The 21,294-nt window shown below is 59.3% G+C and carries 25 protein-coding genes; 20 read left to right on the top strand and 5 right to left on the bottom strand.

What is annotated here, in order from left to right; genetic code table 11:
* Positions 1 to 10 precede the first annotated feature (10 nt).
* Positions 11 to 484 (bottom strand): peroxiredoxin, encoded by a 474-nt coding sequence (locus ED236_RS03540; protein WP_123236523.1) that lies wholly within the window; start codon positions 482 to 484, stop codon positions 11 to 13.
* 76 nt (positions 485 to 560) lie between these two features.
* Here ED236_RS03540 and ED236_RS03535 point away from each other — a divergent pair, with 76 nt between their 5' ends.
* Positions 561 to 1,706 (top strand): cupin domain-containing protein, encoded by a 1,146-nt coding sequence (locus ED236_RS03535; protein WP_240032010.1) that lies wholly within the window; start codon positions 561 to 563, stop codon positions 1,704 to 1,706.
* Positions 1,707 to 1,870: 164 nt separating this feature from the next.
* The gene (locus ED236_RS03530; protein WP_123236522.1) at positions 1,871 to 2,068 is read left to right on the top strand and encodes a hypothetical protein; all 198 of its coding nucleotides are present in this window, start codon (positions 1,871 to 1,873) and stop codon (positions 2,066 to 2,068) included.
* 132 nt (positions 2,069 to 2,200) lie between these two features.
* On the opposite strand, the gene ED236_RS03525 is transcribed toward ED236_RS03530, so the two are convergent.
* Genes ED236_RS03525 through dapA form a run of 3 tightly spaced genes read right to left on the bottom strand, consistent with a single transcriptional unit; the run spans position 2,201 to position 5,181 of the window.
* Positions 2,201 to 2,980 carry an MBL fold metallo-hydrolase gene (locus tag ED236_RS03525; RefSeq protein WP_123236521.1) on the bottom strand — a complete coding sequence of 260 codons (780 nt, stop codon included), beginning with the start codon at positions 2,978 to 2,980 and terminating at the stop codon, positions 2,201 to 2,203.
* Between the two features lie 30 nt (positions 2,981 to 3,010).
* The gene (gene bamC / locus ED236_RS03520; RefSeq protein WP_123236520.1) at positions 3,011 to 4,294 is read right to left on the bottom strand and encodes an outer membrane protein assembly factor BamC; all 1,284 of its coding nucleotides are present in this window, start codon (positions 4,292 to 4,294) and stop codon (positions 3,011 to 3,013) included.
* An 11-nt stretch (positions 4,295 to 4,305) separates the two neighbouring features.
* Entirely contained in the window at positions 4,306 to 5,181 is an 876-nt protein-coding gene (gene dapA, locus ED236_RS03515; protein ID WP_123236519.1) for a 4-hydroxy-tetrahydrodipicolinate synthase, read from the bottom strand.
* Between the two features lie 310 nt (positions 5,182 to 5,491).
* Here dapA and rsxA point away from each other — a divergent pair, with 310 nt between their 5' ends.
* The 13 genes from rsxA to ED236_RS03450 all read left to right on the top strand — a co-directional run bounded on the left by rsxA (position 5,492) and on the right by ED236_RS03450 (position 15,162).
* The gene (rsxA, locus tag ED236_RS03510; protein ID WP_123236518.1) at positions 5,492 to 6,070 is read left to right on the top strand and encodes an electron transport complex subunit RsxA; all 579 of its coding nucleotides are present in this window, start codon (positions 5,492 to 5,494) and stop codon (positions 6,068 to 6,070) included.
* Positions 6,070 to 6,642 (top strand): electron transport complex subunit RsxB, encoded by a 573-nt coding sequence (gene rsxB, locus ED236_RS03505; protein WP_123236517.1) that lies wholly within the window; start codon positions 6,070 to 6,072, stop codon positions 6,640 to 6,642. The genes rsxA and rsxB overlap by 1 nt, the downstream gene beginning before the upstream one ends.
* Positions 6,639 to 8,480, top strand: coding sequence for an electron transport complex subunit RsxC (rsxC, locus tag ED236_RS03500; RefSeq protein WP_123236516.1), 1,842 nt, complete (start codon positions 6,639 to 6,641; stop codon positions 8,478 to 8,480). The genes rsxB and rsxC overlap by 4 nt, the downstream gene beginning before the upstream one ends.
* Complete coding sequence (rsxD, locus tag ED236_RS03495) at positions 8,477 to 9,496, top strand: electron transport complex subunit RsxD (protein WP_123236515.1); 1,020 nt, start codon at positions 8,477 to 8,479, stop codon at positions 9,494 to 9,496. The genes rsxC and rsxD overlap by 4 nt, the downstream gene beginning before the upstream one ends.
* Positions 9,497 to 9,505: 9 nt before the next feature.
* A complete protein-coding gene (gene rsxG, locus ED236_RS03490) occupies positions 9,506 to 10,219 on the top strand; it encodes an electron transport complex subunit RsxG (RefSeq protein ID WP_123236514.1) in 714 nt (237 codons plus the stop codon).
* Positions 10,219 to 10,899 (top strand): electron transport complex subunit E, encoded by a 681-nt coding sequence (locus tag ED236_RS03485; RefSeq protein ID WP_123236513.1) that lies wholly within the window; start codon positions 10,219 to 10,221, stop codon positions 10,897 to 10,899. Before rsxG ends, ED236_RS03485 begins: the two co-directional genes overlap by 1 nt.
* A gap of 11 nt (positions 10,900 to 10,910) precedes the next feature.
* The gene (gene nth / locus ED236_RS03480) at positions 10,911 to 11,573 is read left to right on the top strand and encodes an endonuclease III (protein WP_123236512.1); all 663 of its coding nucleotides are present in this window, start codon (positions 10,911 to 10,913) and stop codon (positions 11,571 to 11,573) included.
* Positions 11,570 to 12,016, top strand: a complete 447-nt coding sequence (locus tag ED236_RS03475) for a DUF1841 family protein (RefSeq protein WP_123236511.1) — start codon at positions 11,570 to 11,572, stop codon at positions 12,014 to 12,016. Before nth ends, ED236_RS03475 begins: the two co-directional genes overlap by 4 nt.
* A 178-nt stretch (positions 12,017 to 12,194) precedes the next feature.
* Positions 12,195 to 12,752, top strand: coding sequence for a sigma-70 family RNA polymerase sigma factor (locus ED236_RS03470; RefSeq protein ID WP_123236510.1), 558 nt, complete (start codon positions 12,195 to 12,197; stop codon positions 12,750 to 12,752).
* Positions 12,753 to 12,778: 26 nt separating this feature from the next.
* Positions 12,779 to 13,048, top strand: coding sequence for a zf-HC2 domain-containing protein (locus tag ED236_RS03465; RefSeq protein ID WP_123236509.1), 270 nt, complete (start codon positions 12,779 to 12,781; stop codon positions 13,046 to 13,048).
* A gap of 76 nt (positions 13,049 to 13,124) precedes the next feature.
* Positions 13,125 to 13,451 (top strand): hypothetical protein, encoded by a 327-nt coding sequence (locus tag ED236_RS03460; protein ID WP_123236508.1) that lies wholly within the window; start codon positions 13,125 to 13,127, stop codon positions 13,449 to 13,451.
* 21 nt (positions 13,452 to 13,472) lie between these two features.
* Positions 13,473 to 14,369, top strand: coding sequence for an HvfB family MNIO-type RiPP peptide maturase (locus ED236_RS03455; RefSeq protein WP_123236507.1), 897 nt, complete (start codon positions 13,473 to 13,475; stop codon positions 14,367 to 14,369).
* A gap of 13 nt (positions 14,370 to 14,382) precedes the next feature.
* Positions 14,383 to 15,162, top strand: a complete 780-nt coding sequence (locus ED236_RS03450) for an HvfC family RiPP maturation protein (RefSeq protein WP_123236506.1) — start codon at positions 14,383 to 14,385, stop codon at positions 15,160 to 15,162.
* A gap of 9 nt (positions 15,163 to 15,171) precedes the next feature.
* Here the strand turns inward: ED236_RS03450 and nadB are convergent, their stop codons facing one another.
* Positions 15,172 to 16,800, bottom strand: coding sequence for an L-aspartate oxidase (nadB, locus tag ED236_RS03445; protein WP_123236505.1), 1,629 nt, complete (start codon positions 16,798 to 16,800; stop codon positions 15,172 to 15,174).
* 212 nt (positions 16,801 to 17,012) lie between these two features.
* Here nadB and rpoE point away from each other — a divergent pair, with 212 nt between their 5' ends.
* From rpoE to ED236_RS03420, 5 genes are read left to right on the top strand one after another with little or no spacing between them, the layout of a single operon-like run.
* Complete coding sequence (rpoE, locus tag ED236_RS03440; RefSeq protein WP_123236614.1) at positions 17,013 to 17,669, top strand: RNA polymerase sigma factor RpoE; 657 nt, start codon at positions 17,013 to 17,015, stop codon at positions 17,667 to 17,669.
* A gap of 32 nt (positions 17,670 to 17,701) precedes the next feature.
* Entirely contained in the window at positions 17,702 to 18,289 is a 588-nt protein-coding gene (locus tag ED236_RS03435) for a sigma-E factor negative regulatory protein (RefSeq protein ID WP_123236504.1), read from the top strand.
* Entirely contained in the window at positions 18,289 to 19,287 is a 999-nt protein-coding gene (locus ED236_RS03430; protein ID WP_123236503.1) for a MucB/RseB C-terminal domain-containing protein, read from the top strand. Before ED236_RS03435 ends, ED236_RS03430 begins: the two co-directional genes overlap by 1 nt.
* A 17-nt stretch (positions 19,288 to 19,304) precedes the next feature.
* Positions 19,305 to 19,769 (top strand): SoxR reducing system RseC family protein, encoded by a 465-nt coding sequence (locus tag ED236_RS03425; RefSeq protein ID WP_123236502.1) that lies wholly within the window; start codon positions 19,305 to 19,307, stop codon positions 19,767 to 19,769.
* A 44-nt stretch (positions 19,770 to 19,813) separates the two neighbouring features.
* Positions 19,814 to 21,232 (top strand): DegQ family serine endoprotease, encoded by a 1,419-nt coding sequence (locus ED236_RS03420; RefSeq protein ID WP_123236501.1) that lies wholly within the window; start codon positions 19,814 to 19,816, stop codon positions 21,230 to 21,232.
* The last annotated feature ends 62 nt before the right edge of the window (positions 21,233 to 21,294 follow it).

Genomic DNA, 21,294 nt, shown 5'->3' with positions numbered 1-21,294 from the left:
ATGGGTTCCTTCAGTGTGAGGATTGCAGGGTTTGTACGAAATGCAGCACTTCTGCTGCATGGCCCTTGGCCGCAACCTTGTAGTTGCAGTAACACAATTGGCCAGTGCTATTGATGACGAAGGTGGAGCGCACGATGCCCATCTTGCGGACACCGTCTTTTTCCTTTTCCTGCCATACGCCGAATTTCTGGCACGCTTCACCATCAACGTCCGCCAGCAGCGTGACGCTGAGGCCGTGCTTGTCGCGGAAATCGGCATGGCTGATGCAGTCATCACGGCTGATGCCGATGATCACGCAATTGAGGGCGTCGAATTGTTCCAGCAGGTCGCTGAACTCGATGGCTTCCACCGTGCACCCAGGGGTGTCATCCTTGGGGTAGAAATACAGTACGACATGCTTGCCGCGTAAGCGGGAGAGTTTGACCAGCTCCATATCGGCGTCGGGCAAGGAAAAGTCGGGCGAGTCGGTACCGGGCTGCAGCATAAGCGGGATGGAGGATTAGGTCGCAACGATTCTAACCCATTTCCGCGAGGCGATTGCTATGCATTATCATGACGCCATGAAAAAACCTGAGCCTGATATGGCCGGTCTGCCGCTATTGGGTGGCATCTCGGCGCACGAATTCCTGCGTGATTACTGGCAGAAGAAACCGCTGCTGATCCGTGGCGCACTGCCAGGTTTCAGCGGGGTGCTGAGTCCTGACGAATTGGCCGGACTGGCCTGCGAGGACGAGGTGCAGTCACGCCTGGTGCGCCACGCCGACCCGCAATGGCAGGTGGAGCAAGGCCCGTTCGACGAGACCGATTTTGCTGAGCTGCCAGAGCGTGACTGGACTTTACTGGTGCAGGGCGTGAATCACCACTTGTCTGAAGCCGCCGAGTTGCTGCAGCAATTCAACTTTATCCCCTATGCGAGGCTGGATGATCTGATGGTCAGCTATGCTCCCGATGGCGGCGGTGTAGGCCCGCATTTCGATTCCTACGACGTGTTCTTGCTGCAAGGTCAGGGGCAGCGGCTATGGCGGGTCAGCGAGCAGCAGGACTTGTCTATCGTGGAAGATGCGCCGCTGCGCATCCTGCAGCGTTTCGATACCGAGCAGGAGTGGCTGCTACAGCCGGGTGACATGCTGTATCTGCCTCCCAGGCTTGCACACTGGGGGATTGCCGTCGGGGAATGCATGACCTACTCCATCGGCTTCCGCGCGCCATCCGCACAGGAGCTGGGCCATGAGTTCCTGAGCTACCTGCAGGAGCATCTGCGCCTGCCAGGCTTGTATGCGGATCCGGATCTGCAGCTGCAAAGCAGCCCGGCGCTGATCGCTGCTGCGATGCAGACGCAGGTCGCTGACATCTTGAGCCAGATCCGCTGGGATGCCATGGATATCGCGCAGTTTCTGGGCCGTTATCTCACCGAACCAAAGCCGCATGTGCAGTTCACCCAGCGCAAACCTGCTACGACCAAAGGTTTTTTGCGTAAAGCCCTGCAAACCGGTGTAGGCCTGGATATGAAGACGTTGATGCTATACGACCAGCATCACATCTATCTGAATGGCGAATCCATGGCGCGTGCCCCTGAGGATGCCTGGTTGCTGGCCTTGGCGGATCAGCGCATGCTGGATGCGCAAAGTGTAGGCTTGCTGTCAGCAGCTGGGATCGCGCAGTTGTCGGACTGGTACCAGCTTGGTTATATACAGCCACTTGAATGATCGCAGCTAAATTCGGCAGCGAATGTGGTGTTTTTGTCAAAAGCCCCGCCAGTGCTGGAAAAACAGTGGTTTTTTTGGAAATAGGTGGTAGAATTTTCGTACTCGGCTGACATACAAATGGGTAGCCGCAGATTAATTTTATTGACATCGTTAAGGGATTAAAAATGACTCGTTCCGCTCTGCTTGCCGCTCTGTTCGCTCTGTTCTTGGTTGCGTGTGGCCAAGAAGAAGCTCCTGCTGAAGCCCCTGCTGCTGAAGAAGCAATGCCTGCTGAAGCTGCACCAGCTGAAGCAATGCCAGCTGAAGAAGCGGCTCCTGCTGCTGAAGAAGCTGCTCCTGCTGAAGCTGCACCAGCAAACTAATTGATCACCGCTTAAGCGGTGTCAATCGAGAAAGCCGATCATTGATCGGCTTTTTTGTTGTCTGCTGTCGTGATCAAAAGAGCGCGGTGATATGAGCGCTCGATAGCAAACCGGTCAGCCTGGGAAAGCTGGTCAGCGTGCGCTGATTTCGCGCCAGTCCAGTCCATCCAGTTGTGTCGCCACCGCGATCCAGTCCTGCGTGCAACCCAGGGCCTGGCTCAGAGCCTGGGTGGCCAGCGCGGGGGTGTTGTTCTGTGCGCTGAGGTGTGCAGCGACGATGTGCTGCAGCTTGCTGTTGTCCAGTCCGGCCAGCAAGTCGGCGGAGCTGGCATTGTCGAGATGGCCGAGCCGGCTGCTCACGCGCTGTTTGAGCGTGCGTGCATACGGACCATGCATCAGCATATCAAGATCGTGATTGCATTCCAGCACCAGCGCGTCGCAGCCGCTCAGCATGGCGGCGATGTGCGGGGTGCTTGCACCAGTGTCGGTCAGTACTCCCAGACGTTGGCTGCCATCGCCAAACACATACTGCACGGGCTCGCGCGCATCGTGCGGTACCGGATAAGGTTGTATCTCCAGATCACCCAGTGCGAACGCCAGGTGGCTGTCGATGACGTTGAGGCTAAGCTTGTCAGGCTTGTTGAGCAGGCGTTCCACCATACGCAGGGTGCCGTGAGTCAGCCAAACCGGTATACCGTGCCGCGCGGCCAGCCTGAATACACCGCCTGCATGGTCATCGTGCTCGTGAGTGACCAGGATGCCCGAGAGTTGCTCCGGGCTTACGCCTAGTCTTCCCAGGCGTTGTTCGCTGTCACGTAAGCCAAAACCGCAATCCAGCAATACGCGGGTATTGCCGGATTCGACGACCAGACCATTGCCGTTGCTGCCGCTACCCAGTGAAGCAAAGCGCATCAGCGGGTCAGCGGCGAGGCAGTGGCTCTGTTAACGCAACTGTTCATGCAACAGGTTGATGATGCGGTTGCTGGTGTTGGAGTGGTTACCATCCTTGTCAGTCACATCGACCAGTGTGCCCGCACCCTCGGTTGCGACCTTGATCAGGTATTGGCGCTCCGCATCGGCACGCTGATCTTCCTTGCTCTTCCAGAACTTGAGCTTGTCCACCACGCCGGTGTTTTCCCTGGCAGGGTCTGCCACCGGCCGTTCTGAGGCTGGCTTTTGCGCTTCGGATTTTTCATCGCCCCAGAATTTCAGCTTGTCCAGCAAGCCCTTCTTTTCTTCCGGCGCATCATCGATGCCGAATTCGGAATAGCGGACGTAGTACAAGCCTCTGGAACGGTCGCGGTCTTCCACCACAAAGCCGACCCGGTCCAGTGCCAGGCCGACCTGGCGCCAGCTACGATCGAACGGATCGTTCATGAGCAGGCTGATGGTATTGTTTTCCTGACGTAGAGAGGCACGGCGCTCGATCTGCGGATTGGCTACGATATCACGGGCACGGTTCTCTGCAACGCCCAGTCTGACCATCAGGCGACGCAGCAATTCAGCGTCCAGATCGGCGTCCTGTTCATTCTGTTTGACTGTTTTTGAATCCAGACGGAAGCCAGTCTCCACTTCACCGAACGGGGTGCGCTGGCGCACTTTGCCATCATCCGGGGCAGTGGTGACGGTGCGATGGGTCAGGTAGATCTCGGTATGGCCCGGGCTTGCACCACGCTCCAGCCGTGTGCGGAATTTCTGGCGGTTGGCAAGTCCGGACAGTCCGTCCAGGAACTTGTCGAAGCGGTCCAGGTAGCCCAGTTTTTCGTCTTTCTTCAGCTTGCTGGCATCAGCCCACTCGGTTTCCATGACGCCGGTTTCCAGATTCTCCACGCGCACGGCAAAGCCCAAGTCAGCCCAGAACTCGCGCACCACAGGCCAGATCTTCTCTGGCGGCGCTTCGACCACCAGCCAGCGCTGGGCGCCTGCGCGCTCCATGCGCACATTGTCCGGGTTGGCCAGCAGTTGCTCGGCCTCGGAAGCCGGGCCTTGCGCGGTTTGACTGAAATCGGAGAAAGTGGTGGCACCGCCCGGCACGCTGTAAGTGTCCCCAGCAGAAACCGAGGTCAGGTCCGGAGGGACTTCCAGCGGTTTGGCACGACCAGCGGTCTTGTATTCGGAGGTTTTGCTCAGGAACGGAATGGACTCGCATCCGCTCAGGGTAGCCAATACAGTGGCACCGATCAGTAGTTTGACACCGGTGGTGCGTTTGAAACGGGGTTGATTCATGAGGTTCCTCATCACAGGATGGAAGCTTGCTGCATGGCGACACGCAAGGTGTCGTGATGCTGGCTGGCCAGCGGTGTCAGTGGCAGACGTAGACCCGATTGAATAAGATGCATCTGATTCAAGACCCATTTGACCGGGATTGGGTTCGCTTCAACAAACAATTTTTGGTGCAGCATGAACAGCTGCTGATTGATGGTACGTGCTTCTTTTAGATCCCCGCGGAAGGCGGCTGTGCACATGGCATGCATCAGCCGCGGGGCGACGTTCGCCGTCACCGAGATCACTCCATGTCCGCCCATCAGCATCAAGGCCAGGCTGCTGGCGTCGTCGCCACTGTAGATGGCAAAGTCTGCAGGTGCGCGCTGGATCAGGTCGGTGCCACGTTCGATATTGCCCGTGGCGTCCTTGATGCCGATGATATTGGGTATCGCGGCCAGACGCAGCGCCGTATCGTTGCTGATATCGCAACCGGTGCGGCCAGGCACGTTATACAGTATCTGCGGAATGGCCACGGCTTCGGCCACGCTACGGAAGTGCTGATACAGGCCTTCCTGTGTGGGTCGATTGTAATAAGGCGCGACCAGCAGGCAGGCATCTGCGCCTATGGCTGCCGCGTGGCGGGTCAGGTTGATGGCTTCGCGTGTGGAATTGGCGCCGGTACCGGCGATCACGGGAACACGCTTGGCGACATGCTGGACTGCGGTTTCGATCAGCAGGCAATGCTCTTCCACATCCACGGTGGGCGACTCCCCTGTGGTGCCCACGATGACGATGCCGTCACTGCCTTCGTTGATATGAAAGTCGATCAGGGCGCGCAAACTCGCCAGATCCAGGTCGCCGTTTTCGTGCATCGGTGTCACGATGGCGACGAGACTGCCTTGCAGCATGATAAATCCGGGTAAATGGTTGAATCCAAATATTCTAACCGAAAGCGCTGGACGCTTGCACCGGATTTTACAATGTGCAAAGCCATGTCGCTGCGTGTGGGGAGCTGCAGGCCTGGTATGGCGGACCCGGACGGATAGCCGCCGGGCCTGCCTGACCACGGTTGCAACCCCGGCGGCTGGCCGCTGTAGCTGTTGGTGTACGCCGGGCCGGGACGGCGGTGGTGCCCCGCCCATCTGTCGGCACCGGTCTGCGTCGTTGCAGCCTGTATAAAGCCTGTATAATTAGGCTTTTAATTCGCCTGCCATTCTGATGCTTGAGAGCACGCTGATCATCTTGCTGGGTACGGTGCTGGTCAACAACATCGTGCTGGTGAAAATCCTGGGTCTCTGCCCGTTCATGGGCGTGTCCAAGAAGCTGGAAGCCTCCATCGCCATGGGCTTGGCCACGGCTTTCGTGCTGACGGTGGCGTCCGGCACCAGTTATCTGATCAGCGAATACCTGCTGGGTACCGAACTGTTCTACCTGCGCACCTTGTCGTTCATCGTGGTGATCGCGGGTGTGGTGCAGTTCACCGAGATGTGGATGGAGAAGAACTCTCCGCTGCTGTATCAGGTGCTGGGCATCTATCTGCCACTGATCACCACCAACTGCGCGGTACTGGGTATCCCGCTACTCAACGTGCAGGCGCAGCATAATTTCCTTGAATCCTTGTTGTTCGGTCTGGGCGGCGCGCTGGGGTTCTCGCTGGTGCTCATTCTGTTCTCTTCCCTGCGTGAACGCATGGAGGCGGCAGAAGTGCCGACGGTGTTTCGTGGTTCCGCCATCGCCATGGTCACCGCAGGCCTGATGAGCCTGGCCTTCATGGGCTTTGCCGGGTTGGTGCGCTGATGCTGACCGCCTTGCTGGTGATGGTGGGGCTGGCGCTGTTGCTGGGCCTGGTGCTGGGCTACTCTGCGCTCAAATTCAAGGTGGAGGGCGACCCGCTGGTGGCGCGTATCGACGCCATCCTGCCGCAGACCCAGTGCGGCCAGTGTGGGTATCCTGGGTGCAAACCCTATGCCACGGCCATCGCCAATGGCGAAGCCGATATCAATCAATGCCCGCCGGGTGGCGATGCAGGCGTGCATGCGCTGGCTGACCTGCTGGGCGTGGAGTACAAGCCGCTCAATGCCGAGCATGGTGTTCCCAAGCCCAAATCGGTGGCAGTCATCGATGAGCAGACCTGCATAGGCTGTACGCTGTGCATCCAGGCCTGCCCGGTGGATGCGATCCTGGGCGCAGCCAAGCACATGCACACCATCATCGCCGCCGAATGTACCGGGTGCGAATTATGCCTGGCGCCATGTCCGGTGGACTGCATCAGCATGCAGCCGCTGGCCGAGACGCCGGATAACTGGAAGTGGCGCTACCCGGTGTTTTCCATCAAGCCCGTGCAGGCTACGCTGGAGAAAGCGGCATGAACGCACTGGTGAATCTGGTCAAACTGTTCAAGTTCAATGGTGGCGTACACCCACCCCAGCACAAACAGGCCTCCACCACACAGCCTATCCGTGTGCTGCAGGCGACACTGCCGCTGGTGCTGCCGCTGCGTCAGCATGTGGGCAACATCCCGCACCTGCGCGTGCAGGTCGGTGAGCGCGTGCTCAAAGGCCAGTTGCTGGCAGAAGCCGAAGGCGGGATCTCGGCGGCCATCCATGCCCCCACCTCCGGCATCATCACCGCCATTCAGGATGCGCTGATCCCGCATCCGTCCGGTTTGCCGGACCGCTGCCTGACCTTGCAGCCGGATGGGCTGGATGAATGGACGGTGTTGACGCCCATAGACTGGCAGCACATGGAGGCCCGTGCGGTGGTGGCCAGTCTGCGTCAGTCCGGCATCGTCGGACTGGGTGGGGCTGCGTTCCCTACCCACATCAAACTGCGCAGCGATGGCCGCTCGGGTATCCATACCCTGGTGATCAATGCTGCCGAATGCGAGCCATACATCACTTGTGATGACATGGTCATGCGTGAGCGGGCGGCCGATCTCCTGCGTGGCATCGCCATCACCCAACACCTGCTGGGAGCCGAACGTTGCCTGATCGGCATCGAGGACAACAAACCCGAAGCCGCCGCCGCGCTACGTGCAGCTTGCGACGCAGCGGACAGCAGCGCGCAGGTGATCGTGGTGCCGACTATTTACCCGAGTGGGGATGCGCGCCGCCTGATCCACGTGCTGACCGGGCTGGAGATCCCCAGTCATCAGCGTTCTGTGGATGTGGGCGTGCAATGCTTCAACGTGGCCACGGTGCTGGCCATCTACCGTTACATGCGCTTTGGTGAACCGGCCCTGTCGCGCATCGTCACGGTCACCGGCAATGTGGCCAGGCCAGGCAATTTCGAGGTGCCACTGGGCATGCCGGTCAGCGCCTTGCTGGAAGCGGCTGGCGGGGTGCTGGAGGACACCAGCGAGTTCATCATGGGTGGGCCTATGATGGGCTTCAGTCTGCCATCGCCCGAGGTGCCCGTCACCAAGGCCACCAATTGCATCATCGCCTCCACCCCCCGCCTGTTCCCGCCTGCAGCACCGGCCATGCCCTGCATACGCTGCGCACGCTGCGCCGAGGCCTGCCCGGTCAGTCTGCAACCGCAAGAGCTGTACTGGTTCGCCAAATCCGACAATTTCGACAAGGCGCGTGATTACAAGCTGTTCGACTGCATCGAGTGCGGTTGCTGCAGCTATGTGTGTCCCAGCAACATTCCGCTGGTGCAGTATTACCGCTATGCCAAGAGCGAGATCATCGCCCAGGACCGTGCCAAGGAAGCCGCCAACCTGGCGCGCGAACGTAACGATTTCCGTCTCATGCGCATCGAGCGCGAGAAACAGGAGCGCGCCCTCAAGCATGCCCAGAAAGCGGCAGGTGCCAAAGCCGAAGCCGGTAAAACAGAGCCCAGCAAAGCAGAGTCCGGTGTTCAGTATGCAGGAGATGCAGCCGTCAATGTCGCCGCAAGCCCGGCCAGCGCACAGGCCGAAGCTGTAAAAAAAGCCGCCATCGCTGCTGCGATCGAGCGTGCCAAGGCACAAAAAGCGGCTCAGGCAGCCCAGAACACCGCCGCTGTGAACCCGGCAGTGGCTGCCGAGATGGCAGCCATCGATGCACGGCGTGCCGAGGCGGCCGCCCTTGCCGCAAAGATCAACAAGGATGATGTGGCAGAGGCCGCTGCAGCGACGCATGCCGCTGACCAGCACAGCACCATAAACGGTGTATCAGCCCAGGTGGCCTCGTCTGTAACGTCCAATAGCAAGGAGCCTTCATGAGCCGCTCACCTTATCTGAGCAGCGCACCCAGTGTCTCGGTGATCATGCTGAAAGTCCTGCTGGCGCTGCTGCCAGGTATCGCGACTTATGTGTGGGTCTATGGCGGCGGCATCCTCATCAGTCTGGCATTGGCTACCTTGACGGCCTTGTTGGCAGAAGCCGCCGTGCTGCGCTTGCGGCAGCGGCCAGTATTGCCCTTCCTCATGGATGGCAGTGCCATTGTCACCGCCTGGCTGCTGGCGTTGGCGCTGCCTCCTCTGGCACCCTGGTGGCTGGTGGTGGTAGGTACGCTGTTCGCGATCGTGGTCGCCAAACAGCTGTATGGCGGCCTGGGCTACAACCCGTTCAATCCCGCCATGATAGGCTATGCCGCGCTGCTGATCTCGTTCCCGGTGTTGATGACGCAGTGGCCCAGCCCGCTGGAGCTGGCCAAGGTGAGCTTGAGCTTCACCGATCAATGGCATTACATCTTCATGCGCAGTCTGCCGCTGGGGGTGCCGGTGGATGCCATCAGTTCGGCCACGCCGCTGGATTACCTCAAGACCCAGCTGATATTGCAACAGCCAATATCGGATATCAGCAACACGCCGATCTTCGGTTGGCTGGGTGGTCGTGGCAGTGAACTGGTGGCGCTGGCCTACCTGCTGGGCGGCATCTATCTGTTACAGCAGCGCATCATCAGCTGGCATATCCCGCTTGCTTTCCTGGCCACGCTGACCCTGTTGTCTGGCACTTTTCATCTGTTTGCTCCCGGCCTGTATGCCAGCCCACAGTTCCATCTGTTCAGTGGTGCTGCCATGTTGTGCGCGTTCTTTATCGCCACCGACCCGGTGAGTGGCCCCACCACGCCGTTGGCCAAATTAGTGTTCGCTGCGGGCATTGGCGTGTTGACCTATGTGATCCGGGTGTTCGGTGCTTATCCGGATGGCATCGCGTTTGCCGTTATCCTCATGAACATGTGCGTGCCTTTGCTGGATGCCTACACCCAGCCGCGCGTGTTCGGACATGAAAAATAAGGCAGCTGCATGAAGGCCATGCTCAACGTGCTCAAACATGCCATGGTGACCGCCGCCATCCTGGTGGTGTTCGCGGCCGTGGGCACGCTGCTGCTCACGGGCACTTACCAGCACACCCGTGCACCGATCGCGGCCAGCGAACGGGCCGCCAAGCTGGCCTTGCTGGCGCAGGTGCTGCCATCCAGCCTGCACGACAACGACCTGCTCCAGCACAGCATCATGCTGCCTGCCGACCCCTTGCTGGGGCAGCGTCTAGCCTCCACAGCCTACCTCGCCAGCCTGGCTGGACAGCCCAGTGCCGTGATCCTGGAAGTAGTGGCACCGGATGGATACAGCGGCGATATCAAACTGTTGGTCGGCATCACCGTGTCGGGCCAGTTGAGCGGGGTGCGGGTGCTGACCCACAAAGAGACCCCGGGCCTGGGGGATTACATCGAAGTGCTGCGCAGCGACTGGATCCGTCAATTCGATGGCCGCTCGCTGGCAGCGCCGCCGCCGGCAGCCTGGGCGGTACGCAAGGATGGCGGCGCGTTTGACTACATGGCGGGGGCGACCATCACACCACGCGCCGTGATCAGGGCCACCCAGCGCGCACTGCAGTATGCCGCGGCGCAACACGCGCTGTTGTTCCCTCAAACCAGCGCGCTGGCCGCCTTGATGCCAGCCAGCATGGCAACTCCATCGCCGGGGCCGCTGTCAGAAACCGCAACAGGAGAACCGTGATGGGGCAATACCGTGACATCGTGGAGCATGGGCTGTGGAAGCAGAACCCGGGCACCATGCAATTGCTGGGCTTGTGCCCCACGCTGGCCGTGACCAGCACGGCGGTGAATGGATTGTCTCTGGGGCTGGCCACCGCGCTGGTGATGGCCGCCAGCAACGCCGCGGTGGCGCCGGTGCGCCGTTATGTGCCGGACGAGATCCGCATCCCCGTGTTCATTCTGGTGATCGCCGCCTTGGTCACCATCATCGATTTGTCCATGAACGCCTTTGTGCACCCCTTGTATGTGGTGCTGGGCATCTTCATCCCCCTGATCGTGACCAATTGCATCGTACTGGCGCGTGTCGAAGCGTTTGCGGCCAAGAACCCGATCACCCCCTCCGCGCTGGATGGCCTCATGATGGGGCTGGGCCTGACCCTGGTGCTGACGCTGCTGGGGGCGGTGCGGGAGTTGGTCGGCAAAGGCACGGTTTTGTCCGGCATCGACCTGGTGTTCGGTGCAGAGGCCAAGGCCTGGGTGCTGCAGCTTATCCCGGATTATCCTGGCTTTCTGCTGGCCATCCTGCCGCCGGGCGCGTTCATCGGCCTGGGCCTGTTGATCGCCACCCATAACTGGCTGGAGCAGCGCCGCCTAGCTAAAGCAAGCATGCAGGCAGCGTTGCCGGTCGCCCAATCTCACTAGGTAATCGTTTGATGAATGCAACACAACGCCTGGAATTCTTCCGCAGGCTCAAGCAGGCCATCCCCGAGCCGGTCACCGAGCTGGATTACAGCAGCACCTTCGAGTTGCTGATCGCCGTGATGCTGTCTGCGCAGGCCACGGACAAAAGCGTCAATCTGGCTACCGCCAGGCTGTTCCCGGTCGCCAATACTCCGCAGGCCATGCTGGCGCTCGGGCTGGATGGGCTGAAAGCGCATATCAAGACCATAGGCCTTTATCACAGCAAGGCCAACCATGTGCTGGCGACCTGCCAGATACTGGTGGAGCAGCATGGTGGTGAGGTGCCGGCCACGCGCGAGGCGCTGGAGGCCTTGCCGGGGGTAGGGCGCAAGACCGCCAATGTGGTGCTCAACACCGCATTCGGACAGCCTACCATCGCGGTGGATACGCACATCTTCCGCCTCGGCAACCGTACCGGTCTGGCCCCCGGCAAGACGCCGCTGGCCGTGGAGCTGAAGCTCATGAAGGCTGTCCCCAAAGAGTACCTGCAGGACGCGCACCACTTGATGATCCTGCATGGGCGCTACACCTGCATGGCGCGCAAGCCGCATTGTCACCAGTGTGTGGTGATCGACCTGTGCCGCTTCAAACCTAAGACCGTTGCCCCCGAGGGCTTTGCGAGCGCACCGGCATGAGTCTGTTCAACCCCAGCCGCGATCAGGTGCGGCAGTTCTTCTTCGATGCCTGGACCAGGTTCCGTGCCCAGCAGGCGCTCAGTAACATCGAGGCGCTGGCGGTCAGCATCATGCAGGCGCATCCCGAGTATCATGGCGTGCTGGACCAGCCGGAGCGCTATTTGCAGCAGGCCTACTTCCCGGAGATGGGCGAGACCAATCCCTTTTTGCACATGAGTCTGCATCTTTCCGTGCTGGAGCAGATCAGTATCGACCAGCCGCCGAGTATCGCGGCAGCCTATGCCGCCTTGCTGGAGCAGGAGGGCGATGCGCAGGCCGCACAGCATGCCCTGATGGATTGTCTGGCTGAAGTGGTTTGGCAGGCGCAGCGCAATCAACAGCCCCTGGACGCGCTGGCATACATTGCCAGCCTGCGCAGGCGCGCAGGGCTGCATGTAGACTAGATGCATCTGACAACAAAGGCGATGGGTGCATGCGCGAGCAACAGGCGTGAAGCCGTATTTTACGTCGCCTTAATGCACATGACGCAAGGATGTGGTATCACTTGCTGGATGTGGCAGGCATAAAACCAATCAGCTAAAACATACTCCCAGGCAGGGAGACAGATTCAGGGAGCAGGACATGGCAGCGCAGCACGACTGGTTGACCGAGCACGGTGATTTTCTTTATCGATTTGCGCTGGCGCGGCTGCGCGACCCGCACCTGGCCGAAGACGCGGTGCAGGATACGCTGCTGGCTGCCATGCAAAATCAGGGCTTTGCTGGTAAATCGGCACCGCGCACCTGGCTCACCGGCATACTCAAACACAAGATCATCGACATCATCCGCAAGCAGTCACGCGAGCAGGTGGTGGAAGACCTGGGTGAAGACCTGCCGGACGAGGCTGGCATGGATGACTTCTTCGCGGACGATCAGCGTCACTGGGCCGACAAGCCGCAAGCCTGGGGCGCTCCGCAGGACGAGCTGGAGCAGAAGCAGTTCCTGCAGGTGTTGCAGGAGTGCATGAACCGTTTGCCGACCAAACTGGCACAATTGTTCATGCTGCGCGAAGTGCACGAAACCGATAATGAAGAAATCTGTAAGGAACTGGATATCAGCACGACGAACGCATGGGTCATGTTATATCGTGCCCGGATGAATCTGAGGAAATGCCTGGAGCTGAATTGGCTAGGCAGTTGATGCGAACCTTTGTTACAGGAACCGTGATGTTAAGTTGCAAACAAGCCAGTCAGTTGATTTCGCAATCGCTCGATCGTCGTTTGAGCCTGCGTGAGCGTTTTGCACTGCGCTTGCATCTGCTGATCTGTGATGTATGCGAACGGTTCCGTCAGCAGCTGCTGCTGTTGCGTGACATGGTGCACAAATTGCGCAGCCATGCAGAGCAGGATGCCGATGTGCAGTTGACGGCGGCGGCGCGGCAACGCATCGCGGCCCGGCTGGAACATAGCCCCAAACCTGAATCCGGAGGGTATTGATGCACGTATATGACCATGCAGTTCGCAACAATAAGCTGAACTTAATCGAGTACTTATCCAATTTAGGAGATACAAAATGAATGCATCCAACAAAACCCTCGCTGCTCTTCTGGGCACTGCTTTCGTCGCCAGCCTGGCGGCTACTTCGGTGAGCGCCGCTGAGAACCCATTCGCACTGAAGACCTTGTCCTCCGGCTATATGGTAGTGGCTGACAAGGGTGCCGACGGCAAGTGCGGTACCGGTAAGTGTGCTGCCGAAAAGGGCAAGGAAGGTTCCTGCGGCGGTGACAAGGCCATGGAAGGCAAGTGCTCTGCTGACAAGGCCAAAGAAGGTTCCTGCAGTGGTGACAAGGCCAAAGAAGGCAAGTGCGGTACCGGTAAGTGTGGCGCTGAAAAGAAGTAAGCTGACGAGCGGAGCCTGGCGTTGAATCCAGTCCATGTCATCCGAGGTGCCGGCCTGGGGCTTAAGCGCGAGCTGATCCCCCAGGTGCAGGCCGCTTACGGGACTGCGTTGTTGCAGTCGCTGGGTTTTGTGGAGATCGCGCCAGAGAACTGGATAGGCGTCGGTGGCCGTGTCGGCAGGCAGCTGGCATGGTTCACCGAGCGCTTTCCCATTGCAGCACATGGCTTGTCGCTGTCATTGGGCGGGCCGGATGCGCTCAATGAATCGTTTTTATATGAAGTGCGTGATTTTCTCGATCAGCATGGCATCACCCGTTACACCGAACACCTCAGTTATTGCAGTGATGGCGGCTATATGTACGATTTGCTGCCCATTCCGTTCACCGAAGAAGCGGTCAAGTACGTGTCGGCTCGCATACGTCGCACCCAGGACATCCTTGAGCGCCGCATCGCGGTAGAAAATGCTTCTTTCTATGTGGCAGCGCCAATTGCCGAGATGGATGAGCTGACATTCATCAATGCCGTGTTGAGCGAGGCGGATTGCGATCTGCACCTCGATATCAATAATGTCTACGTCAACAGTGTCAATTTCGGTTTCGATCCCATCACTTTCCTGCGTGGCCTGCCCGGCGAGCGCATCGTCTATGCGCATATCGCTGGCCATGACCGCGAAGCCGAAGATTTGATCATCGACACGCATGGGCAGGACGTCATAGCCTCGGTATGGGCCTTGCTGGAAGAAGCCTATCGTCTGTATGGTGCTTTTCCCACCTTGCTGGAGCGCGATATCAACATCCCGCCACTGCAGACCGTGATGCAGGAAGTGGATCGCATCGCCGCCATGCAACGCCTGGCTGAGCCGTACAGGCCTGATGCGTGGGCTGTAGGCACGCCGTATCTGCCCAAAGTGGCGGCCTGATAACAGCCTTTTCATGACCAGTACCATTCCAGCCCTGCCGGGCTTCATGCAGTATCAGCAACAGTTCTGTGCACATGTGCGTGACCCCAGGCATGTACGCAAACCCGCGCAGGTGCGCGCCGAGCGCATGCAGGTATACACGGAGATCGTGTTCAACAATTTCTACAGCTCGGTATCAGCCTGCTTTCCGGTGGCGCAGCTGGCACTGGGTGCGCGTTTATGGCGCCGGCTGGTGCGCAGCTTCTTCATCCATCACCGTTGCAGCAGCCCGCTATTCCGCAAGATCCCAGAAGAGTTTCTGCAATACCTGAGCCAGATCCAGCAGCATGATCCGGCGTTGCGCTTGCCAGCCTACCTGCCGCATCTGGCCCACTATGAGTGGGTGGAGATGGCGCTGGCGGTGGCCGATGTGTCCGTTGCGCCAGACAGTGTGGAGACTGCTGGTGATCTGCTGGAGGGCCAGCCGGTGTTGGCGCCCGCACTGGCTTTGCTCAGTTATGACTATCCGGTGCAACGCATCTCCAGGCAATTCAAACCCAAAGCGGTCGAACCAGTGCAGTTGCTGGTGTTCCGCGACCCGCAGGACGTGGTACGCTTTGTGGAGTTGAACCCGGTGACAGCGCGGCTGCTGGCGCTGTTGCAAACCGGTACGGTGAATGGCCGTCAGGCGCTGTTGCAGATCGCCAGTGAGCTGGGTCAGTCCGATACGGAGATGGTGGTGGGCTTCGGTACCCAGATCCTGGAGGACCTGCGCCAGCAGGGTGCGTTGCTCGGTATCAGCCGCGCAGCCTGAGCAACGCAGCTAGCCGACTTTCTTTCTGGCCGTCAGGCCGTGATGGCGGTCCAGCAGGCTGTAGTAGTTGGAGGGCTCCAGCACGGTGGGGATCGCTTCGCTCAGCATGTCCGGATAGTCGCGGCTGTAATGCAGCCCGCGGCTCTCATGCCGCTCCATCGCGCTTCTCACGATCAATTCCGCCACTTGCAGCAGGTTACGCAATTCGATCAGGTTATTGCTGATGCGGAAGTTGCTGTAGAACTCATGCACTTCGCTGCGCAGCATGTCGATGCGGTTCAGGGCACGCTGCAAACGCTTGGTGGTGCGCACGATACCCACGTAGTTCCACATGAAGCGGCGCAATTCGTTCCAGGTGTGCGCGATGATGATCTCTTCGTCCGCGTCGGTGACACGGCTCTCATCCCAGTAGGGCAGCTTGCTGCAAGGTTTGACCGGCTGTAGCAGGATGTCACGTGCTACTTCTTGCCCGAACACCAGGCATTCCAGCAATGAGTTGCTGGCTAGCCGGTTGGCGCCGTGCAGACCGGTACAGGCGGTCTCGCCTATGGCATACAGGCCGGGCAGGTCGGTGCGTCCGATGTGATCGGTCATGATGCCGCCGCAGCTGTAGTGCGCGGCTGGCACCACCGGGATGGGTTGTTTGGTGATGTCGATGCCCAGTTCCATGCAGCGCCGGTAGATGGTGGGGAAGTGCGACAGGATGAAATCGGCCGGCTGATGGGTGATGTCAATATAGACGCAGTCAATACCGCGCTTTTTCATCTCGAAGTCGATGGCGCGTGCCACCACATCGCGCGGAGCCAGTTCGGCGCGCTCATCGTGGGCGGGCATGAAGCGCGTGCCGTCTGGCAGGCGTAGCAGACCGCCCTCGCCACGCACCGCTTCAGAGATCAGGAACGACTTGGCTTGCGGGTGATACAGGCAAGTGGGGTGGAACTGGATGAATTCCATATTCGCGACACGGCAGCCCGCCCGCCAGGCCATGGCGATGCCGTCGCCAGTCGCGACATCAGGATTGGTGGTGTACAGATAGACCTTGCCTGCACCGCCAGTGGCCAATACGGTTTGCTGTGCCGCCACGGTGATGACCTTGCCACTGGTATTGTCCAGCAGGTAGGCACCCAGGCAATCGGTGCCACGCACGCCGGCCTTGGTCGAGGTGATCAGGTCTACCGCGATGTGATCTTCCAGGACACGGATATTGGGGTGCCTGCGTACCTTGTCTGCCAGTGTCTGCTGCACCGCATGCCCGGTGGCGTCAGCGGCATGGATGATGCGGCGATGGCTGTGGCCACCTTCCCGGGTCAGGTGGTAGCCGCTGTCATCGGCCTCGCGTGTGAATGGCACGCCTTCCTCGATCAGCCATTCCACGGTCTCGCGTCCATGTTCGGCCACCAGTCGCGTCACCGCGGCATCGCACAGACCGGCACCTGCCACCAGCGTATCCTGGATGTGCGCCTCGATGGAATCGTCGTCGTTGAGCACCGCGGCGATGCCGCCCTGGGCCCAATTGCTGGAGCTGTCGTCCACGCTGCGTTTGCTGACCAGACACACCTGCCGGTTGGCCGCCACCTTGAGTGCGAGGGTCAGGCCAGCGAGACCGCTGCCCAGGATAAGGACGTCATATTGTTGCATTGGGCATAGACAATCTGAAGGTGATGGGCCAGACCTTGGTTGCGATATCTGGATGAACTTTTGCGAGTGTAGCGCTGTCTTCCCTTGCAAGCTAGTTAGGTTGAAATAGCGCAATCTCTACAGGGAGTAGGGCAATGATAAACAGCAAAAATTTCCAAGAGTTTTCCAGTCTGGGATTCGTCGACACCAAGCTACAAGGTTATACTCCGGCCATGATCAAATTTCCGGCAGGAGATGCCAAACCTGCAAGTGCCAATACCAATGCGGCTGCAGGTAATCGCGAGCTGGACCAGGCGCTGGTTGAGCGTGCCCAGCACGGCGACCAGCGTGCCTTCGGTTTGCTGGTGGAAAAGTACCAGCGCAAACTGGGCCGTCTGCTGTCGCGCATGATACGTGACCAGGCTGAGGTGGAGGATGTGGTGCAGGAATCGTTCATCAAGGCGTATCGCGCCTTGCCGAACTTCCGCGGTGATAGCGCGTTTTACACTTGGCTGTACCGTATCGGCATCAACACGGCCAAGAACTACCTGGTCTCAATGGGACGCAGACCGCAGGTCAGCAATGACATCGAGATCGAAGACGCCGAGAACTTCGAGGATGGCAACGAGCTGCGCACCATGGACACGCCGGAAACGGAGCTGATGAGCAAGCAGATCGCCAAGACAGTCAATGACACGGTGGCTTCCCTGCCGGAAGAGTTGCGTACTGCGATCACCTTGCGCGAGATCGAAGGCCTGAGCTACGAAGAGATCGCGACATTGATGAATTGCCCGATAGGTACTGTGCGTTCCCGCATCTTCCGCGCGCGCGAGACCATCTCGCAGCAGCTGCGGCCCTTGCTGGACACGCCTAAAGATAGACGCTGGTAAGTGTAGTCACTGCCAGCATTGAGGAGAAGTATATGAAAGAACAAGTTTCGGCATTGATGGATGGAGCGATTCCGATCGAGGAAGCCGACCATCTGTTCAGTTCGCTGAGCCACGATGGCGAGATGCGCCGTAGCTGGGACACCTATCATCTGATCGGTGACGCCATGCGTGGCAATGCGATCCTGTCGCCAGGCTTCGAGCAGCGCCTGATGCAAAAGCTGCGTGAAGAGCCTGTGGTACTGGCACCCAAGCCATCCCGTCTGCGTGCGGTGGCTGGTGCCTGGTCTGGCTCCGGCGGCTGGTCTATCGCGGCTTCCTTCGCAGCGGTCATGTTCGTGGGCTGGATGGCCTTGCAGCAGACCGGTGGTCCAGTCGCTTCCATTGAACTGGCTGCGCTCAGCTCAAGCAGTGAGTCTGCTCAGGGTGAGCTGGCCCAGACGAATCTCACGCAAAATCGTTCCGTACAAGTGGTGGCTATCGAGCAAGCATCCCGGCAAGTCGAGCCAACCCCAGTGCTGGTGTCCGAATTGCCAGCAGAATACCTGATGGCGCATCAATCCATGGCGCCGAACGCTGCTTACTACATCCAGCCTGCGGCGTATGCCGAAGGCGGACGTTGATGAGATCAGCAGCGCCAGCATACCTGCTGGCCCTCTGTCTGGTATGGACCACGGCGGGTCACGCAGAAAACCAGCCTGAAGATGGCTGGTCCTGGCTGCAAAAGACCGCTCAGGCGGCTCGTGACCTCAGTTACCGTGGCATCTTCGTTTATCAGGGCGTCAATACCAACAGCAAGTCGGTGCAGATTACCCACATGAACTACGGTCAGGGCGAATACGCCCGTATCGTGGTGCTGGACGGGGCCCCGCGCGAGATATTGCGTCAGGGTAACGATGTGGTGGTGTTCAACGCCCGCGATGAGAAAGTCGTCATCGAGAAGCGCAAGGACAAGAACATGTTTCCGGCCTTGCTACCGGTTGACATGACTGCGCTCAAGCAAAGCTACCACAGCAAACTGGGCGCCACGGAACGCATCGGTGGCCGTGACGCGCAACTGGTCTACCTGGAAGCCAAAGATGGCTACCGTTACAGCTACAAGCTATGGGTGGATCGCGAATACGGTCTGCTGCTCAAATCCATGTTGCTTAACGAGCGTCAGGAACCGGTCGAGCAGATCGCGTTCAGTCAGCTCAATCTGCTGGATACGCAGAATATGGACTGGTTCCAGCCCAAGGTGGATGTCCGCAAGCCCTATGTCATGGAAGAAGTCACCGATCAGGCTGGGCTGGCGCAGGCCGAAGTCTGGCAACTGGGTGCACTGCCTGCTGGTTTTCACAAGATCGATCATGTGGTGCGCAAGCTCCCCAACAAGCCAGCACCCGTCAGTCAGCTGATTTTCTCGGACGGTCTGGCCAATGTTTCCATGTTCATCGAGGCGGTCAGTAACCCAGCGACGCCCATCCGGCTGGGCCACCGTGGTGTCGGTCCAACCAATATGTTCGTGAATGTCAGTAATGGCTACCAAACCGTGGTGGTCGGCGAAGTGCCGGCTAGCACGCTGATGCAGATCTCCAACAGCATCAGTTTCAAAAGCAGTCCGCTCAGCTACAAAAAATAAACCGTTTCATCCATCCCATGATTGAAGAACAAGCCGTCGTCCTCACTGTCTATGATGACGCAGCCGAACTGGAAGTGGTGAGATCCAAGGCGTGCAGCCTGTGTGGGCAGAGTCGTGGCTGTGGGGTCGCGTTGTTCGGGCGTTTGTTCCGTCATCATCGCCGCGTATTCAGCGCCAGCAACACCATCGGTGCACAGCCTGGCGATCATGTGATGGTGGCGGTTGCCCCGCAAGCGTTGCTGGTGGGGGCGCTCAAGGTATATGCAGTGCCCCTGCTGAGTTTGTTGCTGGGCAGCGCGGTCGGCAGTGTACTGGGTGCTGGCGCCGATCTGCATGCGGTGCTCGGTACTGTGGCAGGCTTGGCCCTGGGTATGTTGTGGGTGAGGCTGCATAGCATGGGCGCGAGCGTGCAGTTCGCCGCGCGTCCGCAGATCGTTCGTTTGCTTCCAGCCGAGGCCGTGCACGCCATCCATTTCAAGTAATGCCATATCAGCTAATGCAACTCCATCATGAACGAGGGTAATAAATGATCAGAAATTTAGTTACGGTGTTGGCATTGAGCCTGACGCTGGCAGGTCAGGCTGTTGCCAGGGATCTTCCGGATTTCACTGAGCTGGCCGAGAAGCAGGGGCCTGCAGTGGTCAACATCAGCATCACCCAAACCATGCAGAGCGCTGCAGCATCGCCGTTCCCTGGCTTCCCCAACGATGAGGGGCTGAGCGAGCTGTTCCGCCGCTTCGGTATCCCAGCCCCAGGTGGCGCGCCAGGTGCGCCGGGTGCTCCGCAACAAGAATATAAATCCAGCTCGCTGGGTTCCGGTTTCATCATCAGCAGTGACGGCTATGTGCTGACCAATGCGCACGTGGTCAGCCAGGCGGACGAAGTCATCGTCAAGCTGCATGACAAGCGTGAATTCAAGGCCAGGATCATCGGCAGCGACAAGCGTACCGACGTGGCCCTGCTCAAGATCGAAGCGACTGGTTTGCCCAAGGTGACCACGGGCGACCCTAGCCAGCTCAAGGTGGGCGAATGGGTGGCCGCGATCGGCTCCCCATTCGGCCTTGAGAACACCATGACGGCGGGCATCGTCAGCGCCAAGGGCCGTGCTTTGCCGCAAGAGAACTTCGTGCCGTTCATCCAGACCGATGTTGCCATCAACCCCGGTAATTCCGGCGGCCCGCTGTTCAATCTGCGCGGTGAAGTGGTCGGCATCAACTCGCAGATCTACAGCCGCAGCGGTGGTTCCGTGGGTCTGTCTTTCGCCATCCCCATCGATGTGGCCATCGACATCTCTAATCAACTTAAAGCCAGTGGCAAGATCACGCGAGGCTGGCTGGGTATCGCCATCCAGGAGATGAACGCAGAGCTGGCTGAATCGTTTGGCATGAAGGGCGCTGGTGGTGCGCTGGTGGCGGGTATCGAAAAAGGCAGCCCGGCCGAGAAGGGTGGCCTGGAACCCGGTGACGTGATCCTCAAGTTCGACGGTAAACCCATTACCACTTCGTCCGATCTGCCACGTGCCGTCGCAGCCGTGAAGCCGGGCAAAACTGCGCAGGCGGAGGTGTTGCGCAAGGGGGCTGCCAAGACCTTGAACATCACCGTAGGCAATATGCCGGATGCGGAAGAAGCGGCCAGTGCGCCACGTGAGTCGGCCAAGCCCGAGGTCAACCGTATCGGTCTGATCCTGCGTGAACTGACCCCGCAGCAGAAAAAGCAGCTTAACGGCCAGAACGGCCTGCTGGTGATCGATGCACAGGGCGTCGCTGCTCAGGCGGGTATCCGCCGTGGCGATGTGGTGCTGGGCTTGAACAATACCGAGGTGGTCAGCCTGGATCAGTTCAACAAGCAGCTTGCTGCTGTTGCTGCAGGAAAGTCCGTGGCCTTGCTGATCAAGCGCGGCGAAAACACCTTGTACGTACCGATTAAGGTCACCACCGGCAAGTAAGCATGCTGCAGAGGTGCGGCCAGACGGCGTTTGCTGTAAAATTGGCCGCATTATCAAGCCGA

The sequence above is a fragment of the Pseudomethylobacillus aquaticus genome (assembly GCF_003730115.1).
In the GTDB taxonomy this organism is placed as follows: Bacteria; Pseudomonadota; Gammaproteobacteria; order Burkholderiales; family Methylophilaceae; genus Pseudomethylobacillus; species Pseudomethylobacillus aquaticus.
The sequence above is the reverse complement of the archived record's forward strand: the minus strand, read 5'-3'. Positions and strand labels throughout refer to the sequence as shown.

What these genes read in the sequence shown, in the direction of transcription:
- ED236_RS03540 (WP_123236523.1), bottom strand. Translation starts at nt 484, where the DNA reads ATGCTGCAGCCCGGTACCGACTCGCCCGACTTTTCCTTGCCCGACGCC.
- ED236_RS03535 (WP_240032010.1), top strand. Translation starts at nt 561, where the DNA reads ATGAAAAAACCTGAGCCTGATATGGCCGGTCTGCCGCTATTGGGTGGC.
- ED236_RS03530 (WP_123236522.1), top strand. Translation starts at nt 1,871, where the DNA reads ATGACTCGTTCCGCTCTGCTTGCCGCTCTGTTCGCTCTGTTCTTGGTT.
- ED236_RS03525 (WP_123236521.1), bottom strand. Translation starts at nt 2,980, where the DNA reads ATGCGCTTTGCTTCACTGGGTAGCGGCAGCAACGGCAATGGTCTGGTC.
- bamC (WP_123236520.1), bottom strand. Translation starts at nt 4,294, where the DNA reads ATGAATCAACCCCGTTTCAAACGCACCACCGGTGTCAAACTACTGATC.
- dapA (WP_123236519.1), bottom strand. Translation starts at nt 5,181, where the DNA reads ATGCTGCAAGGCAGTCTCGTCGCCATCGTGACACCGATGCACGAAAAC.
- rsxA (WP_123236518.1), top strand. Translation starts at nt 5,492, where the DNA reads ATGCTTGAGAGCACGCTGATCATCTTGCTGGGTACGGTGCTGGTCAAC.
- rsxB (WP_123236517.1), top strand. Translation starts at nt 6,070, where the DNA reads ATGCTGACCGCCTTGCTGGTGATGGTGGGGCTGGCGCTGTTGCTGGGC.
- rsxC (WP_123236516.1), top strand. Translation starts at nt 6,639, where the DNA reads ATGAACGCACTGGTGAATCTGGTCAAACTGTTCAAGTTCAATGGTGGC.
- rsxD (WP_123236515.1), top strand. Translation starts at nt 8,477, where the DNA reads ATGAGCCGCTCACCTTATCTGAGCAGCGCACCCAGTGTCTCGGTGATC.
- rsxG (WP_123236514.1), top strand. Translation starts at nt 9,506, where the DNA reads ATGAAGGCCATGCTCAACGTGCTCAAACATGCCATGGTGACCGCCGCC.
- ED236_RS03485 (WP_123236513.1), top strand. Translation starts at nt 10,219, where the DNA reads ATGGGGCAATACCGTGACATCGTGGAGCATGGGCTGTGGAAGCAGAAC.
- nth (WP_123236512.1), top strand. Translation starts at nt 10,911, where the DNA reads ATGAATGCAACACAACGCCTGGAATTCTTCCGCAGGCTCAAGCAGGCC.
- ED236_RS03475 (WP_123236511.1), top strand. Translation starts at nt 11,570, where the DNA reads ATGAGTCTGTTCAACCCCAGCCGCGATCAGGTGCGGCAGTTCTTCTTC.
- ED236_RS03470 (WP_123236510.1), top strand. Translation starts at nt 12,195, where the DNA reads ATGGCAGCGCAGCACGACTGGTTGACCGAGCACGGTGATTTTCTTTAT.
- ED236_RS03465 (WP_123236509.1), top strand. Translation starts at nt 12,779, where the DNA reads ATGTTAAGTTGCAAACAAGCCAGTCAGTTGATTTCGCAATCGCTCGAT.
- ED236_RS03460 (WP_123236508.1), top strand. Translation starts at nt 13,125, where the DNA reads ATGAATGCATCCAACAAAACCCTCGCTGCTCTTCTGGGCACTGCTTTC.
- ED236_RS03450 (WP_123236506.1), top strand. Translation starts at nt 14,383, where the DNA reads ATGACCAGTACCATTCCAGCCCTGCCGGGCTTCATGCAGTATCAGCAA.
- nadB (WP_123236505.1), bottom strand. Translation starts at nt 16,800, where the DNA reads ATGCAACAATATGACGTCCTTATCCTGGGCAGCGGTCTCGCTGGCCTG.
- rpoE (WP_123236614.1), top strand. Translation starts at nt 17,013, where the DNA reads ATGATCAAATTTCCGGCAGGAGATGCCAAACCTGCAAGTGCCAATACC.
- ED236_RS03435 (WP_123236504.1), top strand. Translation starts at nt 17,702, where the DNA reads ATGAAAGAACAAGTTTCGGCATTGATGGATGGAGCGATTCCGATCGAG.
- ED236_RS03430 (WP_123236503.1), top strand. Translation starts at nt 18,289, where the DNA reads ATGAGATCAGCAGCGCCAGCATACCTGCTGGCCCTCTGTCTGGTATGG.
- ED236_RS03425 (WP_123236502.1), top strand. Translation starts at nt 19,305, where the DNA reads ATGATTGAAGAACAAGCCGTCGTCCTCACTGTCTATGATGACGCAGCC.
- ED236_RS03420 (WP_123236501.1), top strand. Translation starts at nt 19,814, where the DNA reads ATGATCAGAAATTTAGTTACGGTGTTGGCATTGAGCCTGACGCTGGCA.